Source organism: Salinispora pacifica DSM 45544 (assembly GCF_000378845.1).
Taxonomy (GTDB): Bacteria; Actinomycetota; Actinomycetes; order Mycobacteriales; family Micromonosporaceae; genus Micromonospora; species Micromonospora pacifica.
Genome location: NZ_KB905359.1, coordinates 4,405,352 through 4,419,048, shown reverse-complemented (window position 1 = coordinate 4,419,048; position 13,697 = coordinate 4,405,352). Strand labels below are relative to the sequence as shown.

Below are 13,697 nucleotides of genomic sequence, written 5' to 3'. Positions count from 1 at the left end.
GGAACCGGATGGCGACGGCAGTGCCACTGAACACCTATCCCGGGCTGCCACTGAACACCTATCCCGGGCTGGTAGTTACCCCGAACCCAAGACGTCGTAGCCACGGCCGGGGCGTCCAGCAGTTACCCATCCGTAAGCAGGTGACCGGGTGAGCACAGCATGACCACGGTCCGACCAGACAGCGTCTCGGCAACGGAGCGTGAGGAGGGCATCGTCGGTGCACAGGGCCCCTGCTTGCCCGCAAAGCGATCATCCGCAACAACCGTCGTAATGCGTTGTGGCACCCAAGCAAAAAATGAAGCCCGGGCCCGCCGCCCGTACGGGGGTGGTCGAGCCGGTCGACTGGTTCGACGCCTTCCTCCCGTACGGCGAACAACGGCGTCAACATCTGCGACAACCCGCGAGGAGCGCAGGTATACCATCATCACTTTCACCCGCTTTACGCCTGGAAACTGGCGTACGTAACTAGCGCCCGGTCGGGTCCTCGGCACCACGGGCAACAACGGCCAACCCGGATGGCTGGTTCACCACGGCAACGTCGCCGTCAAGGTCGGTACGCAGGATCCGGGTTCCGCCGCGGGCAAGACGGCCCAGCACCGACGCGTCCGGATGCCCATAGGTGTTCTCCCGGCCGACCGGGACCACCGCGACCAGCGGACGGACCGCGTCGAGAAAGGCCGGGTCCTGATACGCCGAACCGTGATGGGCGACCTTCAACACGTGCGCGCGGAGCCCACCAGGCGGCGCATGATCGAGGAGGGCCTGCTGTTCCTCGATCTCGGCATCTCCGGTCAGCAGGATCCGCACCCCGTTGACGGTGGCCAGTAAGACCAGCGAGTTGTTGTTCGGATCTGAACGGGTGCCCCGCAGTGGAACCGGTGGACCGATCACGGTCATCTCCACCGTGCCAGCCCGATAGCCCCAACCGGCCGGCGCGGAGATCATCTCGACGGAGCCCGCCGCCGCCGCGACCTGAACCAGGTCCCGGCCGAACGCCGGCTCCGACCACGACGGAGCGAGCACGGCCGCGACCCGCCGCCCCCGGAAGACACCGGCCACCCCACCCACATGATCGTGATGGAAGTGGCTGATCACCAGCAGCGGCACCTCCCGGATACCGATCCGACGTAGGCAACGATCCACCACCCCCGGCTCCGCCCCCGCGTCCACCACCACCCCCCGCCCCGGACCAACCGACAGGACCAGCGCATCACCCTGGCCGACCGCACACGCCACAACCACCCAACCGGCCGGCGGCCAACCAGCAGCCACCAGCCGCACCGGCAAGGCACCGAGCACGGCCGCAACCGCGGTCACCGCCACCAGCCGCCGCACCACCCGGCGACGGACCGCCACCAGCAACGCCAGCGTCAACCCCGCCAGTAGCAACGCGCCCCCGACCCCCGCCGGCCAGGGAAGCGCCCCCGCCGGCGTCCGCGCCCCGTAGTGCGCCACAGTGACCAGCCACCACACCGGCCAACTGGCCAGCCAGGCCAGAAACTCGGCACCCGCCGACCACAGCGGCGACAGCGCCGCCGCCACAACACCGAGCACCGTGGCCGGCGCGATCGCCGGCGCCACCAGCAGATTCGCCGGCACCGCGACCAGGCTGACCGTGCCCGAAATCCCCGCGACCACCGGCGCGCAGGCCACCTGCGCAGCAGCCGGCACCGCCAGCGCCTCAGCAACCCCCGGCGGCACCCGACGGCGACGTAACGCATCCCGCCACCGCGGCGCCAACAGCAACAACCCACCCGTGGCGAGCACCGAGAGCGCGAAACCGAAGTCCCCCGCCAGCTCAGGATCGACAAGCACCAGCACGGTGACCGCCGCAGCCAATGCCGGCAACGCTGCGCGCGGCCGACCCACGGCGAGCGCGGCCAACCCGATCGCGCCCATCGCCGCCGCCCGCACCACACTCGGCGACGGACGGACCAAGATCACGAAACCCACCAACGCAACCACACAGAGTCCGGCGGCGAGCCAGGGACCAGCCCGCCCCCAACGAGCGAGCAGCAACACCGCACCAACGACGATCGCGACGTTGGAACCAGATACCGCTGTCAGGTGGGTCATCCCGGTGTCGAGAAAGTCCTCCCGCACTGAGTCGGGCAGCCGGCTCGTGTCGCCCACCACCAGGCCGGGCAGCAGGCCACCCCGCTCGTCCGGTAGCGGCTCGCAGGCTTTCTGGAGGCCGGCGCGGAGCACGCCGGCGGCACGCTGCAAGCCCGGTGGCGACCCGTGTGGGACCGGGGCCCGGGTTGACCCCAGGACCGCAGCGGTCAGATCGCCGCCCCGTGGAGCAGCGAGTCGACCTTCGGCGGTCAGCCGCTGCCCCGGCAGCAGCGCTAGCCAGGCCGGGTCGGTAGCGAGGACCAGCATCCGGACCCGCGCCTCGACCCGGTGCCCGCCGAGAGTGGTGATGCGGGTCGACTCCGCTGCCACCAAGAACGTGGCCGGCCGCCCAGACCCGGAGCGGACCAGCCGGGGGTCGTCCCGGACGACCAGGTCGACGGTTACGACGGCCCGCTCCTCGACGAGGGCACGCACCGGGGTGGCGTCCCGCGCGGCTACCCGCGCGGCGGTGACGCTCGCTCCGCACACCACGCCGAGTAGGACGGCGATGGCCGTCCAGCCGTACCGGCGGACGGATGCCGGCGGCCGGCCGAGAAGCCCAGACAGGTAGACCCCGCCGGCGGCGGCCATCACCGCGGCGATCGCGGCGACCAGCAGCGACGCCCTGGCGGGCAGGTACAGGCCGGCCAACGCGGCCAGCCACGCGGCGACGGCCAGCCCAGCCAGCCGCAGGTCCGGCGGGTCAGCGGGCGTACCAGGGGCGGAACGTCCCGGGTGGGCAGGGACGCCGCCGGATGCGGTCGGTGCAGCTGCCCGCCGAGCGGGCCCAGGGCGCTGCCCGTCCCGGTGGCTTCTCACACCGTCACCAGGTCCTTGAGCTGTTCGTACCGGGTGTCGCCGATGCCGCCAACCTGGCGTAGGTCGCTGACCGACCGGAAGCCGCCATGCTTTTCACGGTGGTCAAGGATGCGCTGCGCGAGCACCGGGCCGACTCCGGGCAAGGTGTCGAGCTGCGCCAGGGTGGCGGTGTTGAGGTTGACCTTGCCGCCGGGCACCGCTCCCGCCGCGCCACCGGCGGAGGCCACCCCCGGTGGCGCGGTGACACCGATCAGAATGAGTTCCCCATCGACTACCTTCCGGGCCGGATTGAACAGGGCGACATCGACGCCGGGCAGCGCCCCACCGGCCGCCTGCACCGCGTCCGCGACCCGGGCACCGGCCGGCACCCGGACAAGTCCCGGTCGGCGGACCTTGCCGGCGACCGCCACGACCAGCTCACCGACCGCCTCCGTCGGGTCAATGGACGCGGACGGAACGACCGGCGTCACCGCTGCGACCGGCTCGACCGGCTCGACCTGAGGCCGGGACTGCCACGCCCAGAAGCCCGCACCGAGCACCACCAGCACAGCGACGAGAGTCAATGCCCGCACCCCACGCCGCCCCGGATCGAAAGCGCCCGGCCCCGACAGGACCCGGCTCGATGGGTCTCCATCCGATTCGGCGGACGACACCGCCTCCCCCTCCGACCCGTCCTGCGGGGTGCGCCACGGACCGTCCGGCGCCGCCGGCCGCGGCACCACCTCCGGCGCCGCGGCCATCGGCGGGCCGACGCCGGACAGCTCGCCCGCGGGCAGCACTCGATGCAGGCGCTCCCGGACCGCCCTCTCCTCGTCGTATGACACGGCGCGACGCTAGGCCGACGGGCGGAACGAACGCCCTCCGCGCGAGGCTCCGCTGTGGATGAGAGCGCGCCTGTGGACAGCCCCCTGACCATGGTCCCGGTATGCTACCGATCGCGCCTCCGACAGCCGTTCCGCCGGAACGAGCAGCGTGCTGGGTCAGCCCTCGGCAGGCGGACGGCGGTGCACGACCACGCCGATCAGACCGGGCCCCGCATGCGCGGCAACCACCGCACCGGCCTCAGAGACGTACGTGCTCCGCAGGCGATCCCCGAACCGCGCCGCCAACGCCACCTGGAGTGCCTCGACGCGCTGCGGCGCGGCGAGGTGATGCAGAGCCAGGTCAACGTCGGCATCCCCGGCGGCCTCGACAGCGAGGTCCACCAGCCGGGCGATGCCCCGGCTGGCGGTACGCACCCGGTCTCGGAGGACGATCACGCCATCCCGCATGTGCATGATCGGCTTCACCGAGAGAGCAGTCCCGAGCAGCGCCGAGGCGGCGTTGATCCGCCCGCCCCGACGGAGGAACTCCAACGTGTCGACGTAGAAGTAGATGGTGGTCCGGGCTGTGGCCCGCTGGGCGGCAGCGTGAGCCGCGACCAGGTCGGCACCGGTTGCCGCAGCTTCGGCTGCGGCAACCGCGGGGAATCCGATGCCCATGCCGCAGGAGCGGCTGTCCACCACCGCCACCCGGTCACCGAACTCCGCGGCGGCCAGTCGCGCCGACTCGACCGTGCCGGAGAGCCCCGCGGACAGGTGCACCGAGACGATGCCGTCGGCGCCGCCATCGAGGATCCGGCGGTACGTGCGCACAAACTGCGCTGGGGCCGGCCGGGAGGTACTGACTGACACCCGCCGCCCGCTCAGGGCCCGGGAAGCGTCAGCGGGAGAGGTCTCCACCCCCTCGCGCCCTTCCATGCCGTTGAGCACGACGGTCAGAGGCACCACCGTTAGCTGGTGACTGGCCAGCAGCCCAGGGGGAAGGTAGGCGGTGGAGTCGGTGACGACCGCGACGGGCATGCCGGAACGCTAACCGATGCCGACCGGCGCCGCAGAGGCAGAATCAGGTCAGAAACCGCCGAAGGCGCTGTTGGCCGGCACCCGGTTCGGGTGCCGGCCAACAGTTTCTTTCCCCCTTGTGTGGGTCAGGTCTGCGGGGGTTTGTTGTGGGTGGTGCGGGTGGTGCGGGTGGGGTCAGCTGGTCCAGTGCTCGGCGACGAGGTCGGCGGCCTGGGTCTCCCACTGGGCGTAGTGGAACGGGAACGCCGACACCTGCACCTTTTGGGCGGCTTCGGTCAGGGGCATGTCCTGCCAGCCCTCGACCTGCTTGAGGCCGTTGAGGAAGGCGGTGGTGGAGTAGGCGGGGTCGGTGATCTGCTCCACCGTGCCCCAACCAGACGACGGACGCTGCTGGAACAGGCCCTGCGAGTCGTGGTCGTTACGCGCACCCAGGTGTCCCAGGTTCTCCAGCTTCGACTCCTGCAGGCTGGTGCCGATCGCCACCACGGCGGCGCGCTCGTCCATGCCGGCCTTCTTGGCGGCCTCGATGATGGCCTTCACGTTGGCGACCTGCTCGTCGCCCAGGTCGATGCGTGACTGCTCGCCCTGGGTGCCGTGCGGGATCAGCGTGTCCATGTCCGGCTTCGCGACCTGAACGGCCGCAGCAGCGGCCGGGGTGGTGTCGGTGAGGGTGGCCAGGGGGCCGGCGACGACACCGGTGGACAGGGCCAGACCAGCGATACCAAGGACGCTACGACGCAGAATCGTGTTCATCATGAGGGGGCTCCATTCGGGGGTCGACACCCACACGCACGCCCGAAGGAAAAGGGGGCCTTCAGACGGCAAAAGGGGCGGGTGCAAGCACCGTCCGGCGCTCAACAGAACAGGGGAGAGAGGATCCTCGGCTACCGCGGCCGGGGGGGCACGCACGGCGCCGGGTCCAGATGTAACGACCGGCGGGCCGCCAACATTCCGGGGCTCACGCACGGCTGGCATCCGCCATCGGCGGAACGCCGGCTCGGTCGTACGCATGGTGTAACGCCCTGACGGCGGCCGGGATTCCGCCACCACCGTGCCCCCGACCACACCCCAAACCGGGACAAACCAGATTTTCATTGCCTAACCAAACGCACAGCCACAAAACGGATAGCCGCTATCGGAGCCGCTATCGGTGGCTAACGGTGGAGTCGGCGTCATAGCGGGGTCCGATGTTGTGTGCCCGCAGGCGCCAACCCCGCAGTTCGTCGTGCCACAGCTCCGTCCAGTGGCAATTACGCAGCGAGTCGATCGTACGCAGCACGGCGGGCTCCCAGCCAAGTAGCTGACCGATGCCCTGCCGGGCGGCACCAGCATGGGTGGCGACCACCACCGTCCCACCGGCGGCGGTATCGGCGGCCTCCTGGAACGCGACACCCAGCCGCTTACCGACGTCGTCCAGGGTCTCGATGCCGGCTCCTGGGTCTGGGTCACCAGCTCGCCAACGGGCGTACTCGTCCGGGTACTGTTCGGCCGCCTCGGTGAGCCGCAGCCCCTGCCAGGGCCCGAAGTGCCGTTCCCGCAGTCGTACGTCGGCGTGGACCGGCAGCCCGGTCAGGGCGGCCAGAGCGGCGGCCGTGTCCGCTGCCCGCTGCAGGTCACTAGCGAAGATCGCGTCGGGGTGGAACCCGGCGAGCAGCCGGGCGGCAGCCCGGGCCTGCTCCCTACCGAGGTCGTTCAGACCGACGTCGGTCTGCCCCTGCACGCGGCCGCTGGCGTTCCAGTCGGTGTTGCCGTGTCGCCAGACGATCAGCCGAGTCATTCGGCGGCGCCGGGCTCGGCGGCGGCGAGGTCGCGGTCAACAAAGGGAATCTGCGGGCAGTCCTTCCAGAGCCGGTCCAACGCGTAGAACTCGCGCTCCTCGGTGTGCTGGACGTGCACGACGATATCCACGTAGTCAAGCAACACCCAACGACCGCCTCGCTCCCCCTCGCGCCGGACCGGCTTGGCCTTCTCCGGCAGCTGGAGCAGACGCTCCTCGATTGCGTCAACGATGGCGAGCACCTGACGCTCATTTGGGGCGGCGGCGAGCAGGAAGGCGTCGGTGATGGCGAGCTGATCACCCACATCAATGATGACGATGTCCTGCGCCCTCTTGTCGGCGGCGGCCTGGGCGGCGGCGGTCGCCAGCTCGTGTGCGCGTTCGGAAACTGTCACCGTTCTCCTTCGATCATGCGTGCGACCCCTTAAGCGTCTCACATGAAAGCGCGACTCGGCCGGTCGGTTACGGCGCATTCGGGCAGAAAGGGCCGCAGGCCAGGACGAATCACTGCTGGTAGAGCCGCCGCTTTGCGATGTACTGCACCACACCGTCGGGCACCAGGTACCACAACGGCTGGCCGCGGGAGACCCGGACACGGCAGTCGGTGGAGGAGATCGCCATCGCGGGTACCTGCACCAGGCTCACCGTGTCGGCGGGCAGGTGCGCGTCGGACAACCTGAAGCCGGGCCGGGTCACGCCGATGAAGTGGGCCAACCCGAAGGCCTCGTCCAGGTCCTTCCAGGAAAGGATCTTTTCCAGGGCGTCCGCGCCGGTGATGAAGAAGAGCTGCACCTTGGCGCCGTACACGGCCCGCAGGTCACGCAGCGTGTCGATGGTGTAGGTGGGGCCACCACGGTCGATGTCGACCCGACTGACCTGGAAGCGAGGGTTGGAGGCGGTGGCGATGACCGTCATCAGGTATCGGTCCTCGGCCGGGCTGACCGGCTCGTCCTCCTTCTGCCACGGCTGCCCGGTGGGGACGAAGATCACCTCGTCCAGCCCGAACCGGTCGGCCACCTCGCTCGCTGCGACCAGGTGCCCGTGGTGGATCGGGTCAAACGTGCCGCCCATGATCCCCACCCGCCGGATGTCTTCCTCCACCCCGCGATCTTAGGCCGACCGCGCAGCCAGCACCGGCACCGCCCCGGCTTTCCGCCCGCCCGAGGCCAACACGGCCCCGCCTCCCCGCCGCCTGAGGGCCGAAGCGGCCCGGTCCCCGCGCCGCCCGAGACCGAAGCGGCCCCGCCGGAAGTGGGGTGCTTTCCGTCGGTCAGGACTGCGCCCACACGGCCGGACCGCTCTTCTCAGGCGTCCACCGCCGCGACGGCGGTCCGGGCGATCAGCGCCCGGCGCATGTCGTCGTCCGCGTCGATCAACGTCCGACGAAGGCCCCGGGTGAGATCCTCCCGGGTGAGCAGCGCCGCGACGCCCTCCCGGGTGCTCTGCGCGACCGCATAGCGCGGAAACGCCCGCTCCGCGATCCGCTCCGCCGCCCACGGGGTACGCAACCGCGAGGCAGCCGGCATGTCGGCAAGGTACCGCCCCACGTATGGGGCGGTCAGCGTCGCCTGCTCCGGCTGCCAGAAGCCCTTCGCGGTAGCCGCGACCAGGCGGTTGGAGCATTCCGTGTCCGCCACGATGATCTCCCAGGCAGCCTGCTTGGCCGCCGGGTCGGGCAGGGCCGCGCGACAACGGGCGGCCCGCTCGGCCCCGGTGGCGCTCGGGTCGGCTGCCGCCTCGGCGGCGATCTCCGCCGCACCGGCCCCACCCAGCGCCACCAGCCGCCCCAGCACCGACCACCGCAGCTCCGCGTCGATCGCGAGCCCCGGCGGCCTGACCTGGCCGGCAAGCCAACCGGCCAGCCGGTCGACGTCGTCGGTCGCGGCGATCCACCCCCGAGCCGCGGCCAGCTGCAGCGAACCACCGGGCGGCGCGGTGGCGAGTAGCTGCCCGGCGGCGACGGCGACCTGGGCCAGGGCCGCCTCGCGGGCGCGGGGGGCGAGGTAGCGGTTGATCAGCGATCGACTGATCGCCACCACATCCTCGACGATCACCACCTCGGTCTCGGCCGGCAGCGCGGTGGTGATCAGCCGCACCAGCTCCGTGACCGGCCGCTCCCCGTCAGTGACGGCATCCAGCTCAGCTCCCCAGAGCAGCGCCCGCGCGAGCGAGTCGGTCAGGCGGGGCAACAACAGCGGTACCGCGTCCGCCGAGGCCGGATCCAGTCGGATCTTGGCGTAGGTCAGGTCGCCGGCGTTCGGCAGCAGCAGCTGGGCGGCCACCTGCCCGGCCAGGTCCGTGAGCACCGTGCGACCGCCGTCGACGGAAGGTTCAAGATCCGCCAGACGGTGCTGCACGGTGCCGTCAGCGGCGTACCGGGCGACGCCGACCCGGTGCGGGCGCAGCGCCGGGTGGGACTCCGGCCCGCTCTGCACCAGGGCCACCTCGGTGTAGCGACCATCGGCTCCGAGCGAGACCTCCGCCCGCAGCGTGTTGACCTGCGCGGTCCGCAGCCAGCACCGGGCCCAGCCGGTCAGGTCACGCCCACTGACCTCGGTCAGGCTGGCCAGCAGGTCCGCCAGGGTGGCGTTGCCGAACCGGTGCTCGGTGAAGTACGCGTTGAGCCCGGCCAGGAAGTCGTCGTCGCCAAGCCAGGCCACGAGCTGGCGCAGCACCGCGGCGCCCTTCGCGTACGAGATGCCGTCGAAGTTGAGCAGTCCCTGGGCGGCATCGGTCACCTCCGCCGGGGCGACCGGGTGGGTGGACGGGCGCTGGTCGGCCGCGTACCCCCAGATCTTGCGCCGCATCGCGAAGGTCGTCCAGCCGCGATCGAAGCGGGTGGCCTCCACGATCACCCGGGTGGCCAGGTACTCGGCGAACGACTCGTTCAGCCACAGGTCGTCCCACCACCGCATGGTGACCAGGTCCCCGAACCACATGTGCGCCATCTCGTGCGCGATGGTGCTGGCCCGCCACTCGCGCTCGCTCTCGGTGACCGCGGACCGGAAGACGTAGTCATCCCGGATGGTCACCAGCCCCGGATTCTCCATCGCCCCCGCGTTGAACTCCGGTACGAACGCCTGGTCGTACTTGCCGAACGGGTACCGCTGCGCGAAGAGCTGGTGATACCGGTCCAGGCACTGCTTCGTGATCGTGAGAATCTCGCCGATCTCCGAATCCAGGTACGTCCCGAGCGACCGGCGACACCAGACGCCGAGCGGAATGCCGTCATGCTCGTCCCGGTGGACGTACCAGGGCCCGGCGATCAACGAGACCAGGTACGTGGCCAGCGGTTCGGTCGGGGCGAACTCCCACCGGCCTGGACGCGGCGAGGCAGCCAGTACGCCGTTCGCGGCGACGGTCCAGTGCTCGGGCGCGGTCACCGCGAGGGTGACCGGGGCCTTGAGGTCGGGTTGGTCGAAGGCGGCGAAGATGCGCTGCGCCTGGTCGAGGAAGGACATGGCATACAGGTAGGTCTCCCCGTCGGCCGGGTCGACAAAGCGGTGCATCCCCTCACCGGTATTGGTGTACCCCATCTCCGCCTCGACCGTCAGCGTGTTCCGCTCGGCGAGGCCGGTCAGCGGCAGCCGGTTGTCGACCAGCAGGGCGGGGTCAAGGTCGGTGTCGTTGATTCGGACCGAGCGCAGCGTCTGCGGTTGACATTCGACGAACGTCCGCGAACCGGGAGTCGCCCGAAACCGGATGGTGACCTGCGAACGAAACCCTTCGTCGCCGGTCACGTCGAGGTCCACCTGATAGGACTCGACAGAAATCACAGCGGCGCGCGCGGTCGCCTCTACGCGGGTAAGGCTCGGCATCCGCTTATCCTGCCCGATGGAACAATACGAATTGCCCCCCCAACCCACGGCACTGGAGGAATGCACCATGACGACGCACCCCAAAGGCGACTTCGATGTCTCGCGGGCCGTCTGGCAGCGAGCCGAGGGCGACACTTCCGAGGCCGCCGTCGAGGTCGCGTTCGTCGACGACCTGATCGGCATGCGGAACTCCGCCGAGCCGGACGGGCCGGTACTCGTGTTCACCCAGGCCGAGTGGGACGCCTTCGTCGCCGGCGCCCAGGACGGCGAGTTCGACCTGGACTGATTCGGCTGGACCGCCTCGGCCCGGATCGGCGGTCCGGGTCGGGGCGGTGCGTCCGGCCCTTCGCCCGCCTCGGCTCCGGCCGGCCACCGGTGTGATCCACCGTTTGGCTGCGGAGTCCGCTGGTGGGACCGGACAATGATGGACTGTCGGGTCGGGGGCGAGCCCGCGCCACGGCGCCAAGGCCGCGGATCGACGGAGGTGCAGGCATGGCAGAGCACGCACGAGCGCGGTCGCGAACCGGGCTCCAGGTCGCGGCCCTCGCCGTGGCGGGACTCCTCCTCCTACTGGGAGTGCTCGGGTTCGTGCCCGGGATCACCACCGACTATGCCGAGTTGCGGTTCGCCGGGCCAGACTCCGAAGCGAAGCTGTTCGGCCTGTTCCAGGTCTCTTTCCTGCACAACATCCTGCTCCTGGGCTCCGGCCTCGCCGGCCTGCTGCTGGCCCGCCGGGTAGGCGGGGCACGGGTCTTCCTCACCGTGGGTGGTGCGCTCACCCTCGCCCTGTGGATCTATGGGCTCGTGATCGACCGATCCAGCGCAGCGAACGTGATCCCGGTGAACGACGCCGACAATTTTCTACACCTCGGGCTCGGCTTCGCGATGCTCGTGCTCGGCCTGCTTCTGTCCAACCAGAAAGGCACCGGGGGTCGACTCGACACTCCCCTGGACCGGCCCTGACCCACCCATCGGCCCGACTGCCCGCCCGCCAGACCAACCTGGCCCTCGCCCGGGGCAGTCGCCCGCCACGAAACGTGGCCCTCGCCGGGTGGTTGCCCGGGCGATCAGCCGGCGTGGTCGGTCACTCCGCGTCGTCGCCGACCGGCTCGCCGGAGTCGACCTCATCGGCTGGGCGCTGCCGCCGGGCCTTGCGGGCCGCCAGCCGCTCGGCGGCCGACGGCCGCTCCGACTTCCCCCCCAGCCGCTGGTCACCACCGCGTATCCCGGGGACGAACTCGGTGTACAGCGTCGGCTGCCAGTCGAACTCGCGTTCGCCGATTCGGACCAGGTCGCCCGCCTGCGCACCGGCCTTGCCGAGCTTCTCCTCGACGCCGAGCCGGGCCAGTCGGTCAGCCAGGTAGCCGACCGCCTCCTCATTGTCGAAGTTTGTCTGCCGGACCCACCGCTCCGGACGGGTACCCCGCACCACCCAGGCACCGCCCGGCACAGCCTCCACGGTGAAGCCCACGTCGTCGACCGCCTTGGGCCGGATCACGATCCGGGCGGGCTCCGCCGGCGGTGCGGACGCACGCGCCGCCGTCACCAGTTCGCCCATGGCGTACCTCAGTTCCTTGAGCCCGGCCCGGGTGGCCGCCGAAACCTCGAAGACCCGGAAGCCACGGGCCTCCAGCTCCGGCCGGACCATCTCGGCCAGGTCCCGCCCGTCCGGCACGTCGACCTTGTTGAGCGCGACCAGGCGCGGCCGATCAACCAGACCGCCGTACGCGGCCAGCTCCGCCTCGAGGGCGTCGATGTCGGCCACCGGGTCGCGCTCCGTCTCCAGGGCCGCGGTGTCGACGACGTGCACCAGCACCGCACAGCGCTCGATGTGCCGGAGAAACTCCAGGCCGAGCCCCTTGCCGGTGGCCGCGCCCGGAATCAGGCCGGGTACGTCCGCGACGGTGAAGGTGTGGTTGTCCGCCCGGACCACGCCGAGGTTCGGTACCAGGGTGGTGAACGGGTAGTCAGCGATCTTCGGCTTCGCGGCGGACATCACCGAGATCAGCGATGACTTACCCGCGGACGGATAGCCGACCAGACCGACGTCGGCGACGCTCTTCAGCTCCAGCACCACGTCCATCTGGTCGCCGGGCTCGCCCAGCTCGGCGAAGCCCGGCGCCTTGCGGCGGGCGTTGGCCAGCGAGGCGTTACCCCGGCCACCACGGCCACCGCGGGCCGCCTCGAAGGTCGTCCCGGCACCTACCAGATCGGCGAGAACCGTACCGTCGGCGTTCTGCACGACAGTGCCGTTGGGAACCTTGAGGACCAGGTCGGCGCCGTTCGCGCCGTCCCGGTTCGAGCCGGCCCCGCCCCGGCCGTTGGCGGCCTTGACGTGCGGGCGGAAGTGGAAGTCGAGCAGCGTGTGCACCTGCGGATCAACCACCAGTGAGACGCTGCCGCCGTGCCCGCCGTTACCCCCGTCCGGACCACCGAACGGCTTGAACTTCTCCCGGTGGACCGAGACACAGCCGTGCCCGCCGTCGCCGGCCTGCAGGTGTAGGACGACCCGGTCAACGAACGTCGTCACGCCACCAATCCTTCCAGCGGGGGTTGAACTGAGCACAAGAAAAGCCGAAGCGGGCCGGGACACCAGGTCCGCGGCCCGCTTCGCCGGAGCTACTGCTGCGGAACGATGCTGACAGTCTTGCGACCGCGCTTGGTACCGAACTGGACCGAACCGGCGGCCAGCGCGAAGAGCGTGTCGTCCCCGCCCCGACCGACCAGGTCACCCGGGTGGAACTTGGTGCCACGCTGGCGGATGATGATCTCGCCCGCGCTGACGAGCTGACCACCGAAGCGCTTCACGCCGAGCCGCTGGGCCGCAGACTCACGACCGTTACGCGAGCTGGACGCACCCTTTTTGTGAGCCATTGGAGGACGACCTACTTCCCGCTGGAGATGCCGGTCACCTTCACCTGGGTCAACGGCTGACGGTGACCCTGGCGCTTGTGGTAGCCGGTCTTGTTCTTGAACTTGTGGATCCGGATCTTCGGGCCCTTGGTGTGCGCGGCGATCTCACCGGACACCTCGACCTTGGCAAGCTTCGCCGCGTCGGTCACCAGGTCGTCACCGTCGACGAGGAGCACCGCGGCAAGCTGCACCGCGTCACCGGGGGCACCGGCGAGCTTCTCGACCTCGATCACGTCGCCCTCGGCGACCTTGTACTGCTTGCCGCCGGTCTTGACGATCGCGTACATCGGAGGCGGACTCCCTGTCGTTGAGGCTGCTGGCGGTCGTTCCCACGGCGGCTCGCCGGATGACACAAGGCACGGCGGCGCGGGCACGCGGGAGGTCGGCACACCAAAGTGCGCCGCCGGCAAGCGT

Annotated in this window: 14 protein-coding genes; 3 read left to right on the top strand and 11 right to left on the bottom strand. The window is 70.5% G+C overall.

What is annotated here, in order from left to right:
• The first annotated feature begins 8 nt into the window (after nucleotides 1-8).
• Nucleotides 9-152: a hypothetical protein gene (locus SALPAC3_RS28055; protein WP_157632335.1), complete on the top strand. Its 144-nt coding sequence runs from the start codon at nucleotides 9-11 to the stop codon at nucleotides 150-152.
• A 313-nt stretch (nucleotides 153-465) separates the two neighbouring features.
• Here the strand turns inward: SALPAC3_RS28055 and SALPAC3_RS0120330 are convergent, their stop codons facing one another.
• The 8 genes from SALPAC3_RS0120330 to pepN form a co-directional block, all read right to left on the bottom strand.
• Nucleotides 466-2,934 (bottom strand): ComEC/Rec2 family competence protein, encoded by a 2,469-nt coding sequence (locus SALPAC3_RS0120330; RefSeq protein WP_026185757.1) that lies wholly within the window; start codon nucleotides 2,932-2,934, stop codon nucleotides 466-468.
• On the bottom strand, nucleotides 2,931-3,758 hold the full coding sequence (locus SALPAC3_RS0120325; protein ID WP_026185756.1) for a ComEA family DNA-binding protein: 828 nt from the start codon (nucleotides 3,756-3,758) through the stop codon (nucleotides 2,931-2,933). The genes SALPAC3_RS0120330 and SALPAC3_RS0120325 overlap by 4 nt, the downstream gene beginning before the upstream one ends.
• 156 nt (nucleotides 3,759-3,914) lie before the next feature.
• Nucleotides 3,915-4,775, bottom strand: coding sequence for a DegV family protein (locus SALPAC3_RS0120320; RefSeq protein ID WP_018223016.1), 861 nt, complete (start codon nucleotides 4,773-4,775; stop codon nucleotides 3,915-3,917).
• A gap of 174 nt (nucleotides 4,776-4,949) precedes the next feature.
• Nucleotides 4,950-5,528: a hypothetical protein gene (locus tag SALPAC3_RS0120315; RefSeq protein WP_026185755.1), complete on the bottom strand. Its 579-nt coding sequence runs from the start codon at nucleotides 5,526-5,528 to the stop codon at nucleotides 4,950-4,952.
• Nucleotides 5,529-5,919: 391 nt separating this feature from the next.
• Nucleotides 5,920-6,552 (bottom strand): histidine phosphatase family protein, encoded by a 633-nt coding sequence (locus SALPAC3_RS0120310; protein ID WP_018223014.1) that lies wholly within the window; start codon nucleotides 6,550-6,552, stop codon nucleotides 5,920-5,922.
• Nucleotides 6,549-6,947 (bottom strand): ribosome silencing factor, encoded by a 399-nt coding sequence (rsfS, locus tag SALPAC3_RS0120305; RefSeq protein WP_018216623.1) that lies wholly within the window; start codon nucleotides 6,945-6,947, stop codon nucleotides 6,549-6,551. The genes SALPAC3_RS0120310 and rsfS overlap by 4 nt, the downstream gene beginning before the upstream one ends.
• Nucleotides 6,948-7,056: 109 nt before the next feature.
• Complete coding sequence (nadD, locus tag SALPAC3_RS0120300) at nucleotides 7,057-7,653, bottom strand: nicotinate-nucleotide adenylyltransferase (RefSeq protein WP_018223013.1); 597 nt, start codon at nucleotides 7,651-7,653, stop codon at nucleotides 7,057-7,059.
• 203 nt (nucleotides 7,654-7,856) lie between these two features.
• On the bottom strand, nucleotides 7,857-10,370 hold the full coding sequence (gene pepN, locus SALPAC3_RS0120295) for an aminopeptidase N (RefSeq protein ID WP_018223012.1): 2,514 nt from the start codon (nucleotides 10,368-10,370) through the stop codon (nucleotides 7,857-7,859).
• Nucleotides 10,371-10,437: 67 nt separating this feature from the next.
• On the opposite strand from pepN, the gene SALPAC3_RS0120290 reads away from it, so the two are divergent.
• Together SALPAC3_RS0120290 and SALPAC3_RS0120285 are read left to right on the top strand one after the other, a co-directional pair.
• Nucleotides 10,438-10,656, top strand: coding sequence for a DUF397 domain-containing protein (locus SALPAC3_RS0120290; RefSeq protein ID WP_018216626.1), 219 nt, complete (start codon nucleotides 10,438-10,440; stop codon nucleotides 10,654-10,656).
• Between the two features lie 206 nt (nucleotides 10,657-10,862).
• A complete protein-coding gene (locus SALPAC3_RS0120285; protein WP_018223011.1) occupies nucleotides 10,863-11,333 on the top strand; it encodes a DUF4383 domain-containing protein in 471 nt (156 codons plus the stop codon).
• Between the two features lie 121 nt (nucleotides 11,334-11,454).
• Here SALPAC3_RS0120285 and obgE read toward each other — a convergent pair whose 3' ends face one another.
• From obgE to rplU, 3 genes are all read right to left on the bottom strand, one after another.
• Complete coding sequence (gene obgE, locus SALPAC3_RS0120280; protein ID WP_018223010.1) at nucleotides 11,455-12,900, bottom strand: GTPase ObgE; 1,446 nt, start codon at nucleotides 12,898-12,900, stop codon at nucleotides 11,455-11,457.
• 89 nt (nucleotides 12,901-12,989) lie between these two features.
• The gene (gene rpmA, locus SALPAC3_RS0120275; RefSeq protein WP_020608316.1) at nucleotides 12,990-13,244 is read right to left on the bottom strand and encodes a 50S ribosomal protein L27; all 255 of its coding nucleotides are present in this window, start codon (nucleotides 13,242-13,244) and stop codon (nucleotides 12,990-12,992) included.
• An 11-nt stretch (nucleotides 13,245-13,255) separates the two neighbouring features.
• Complete coding sequence (rplU, locus tag SALPAC3_RS0120270) at nucleotides 13,256-13,570, bottom strand: 50S ribosomal protein L21 (RefSeq protein ID WP_018223008.1); 315 nt, start codon at nucleotides 13,568-13,570, stop codon at nucleotides 13,256-13,258.
• Between the last annotated feature and the right edge of the window lie 127 nt (nucleotides 13,571-13,697).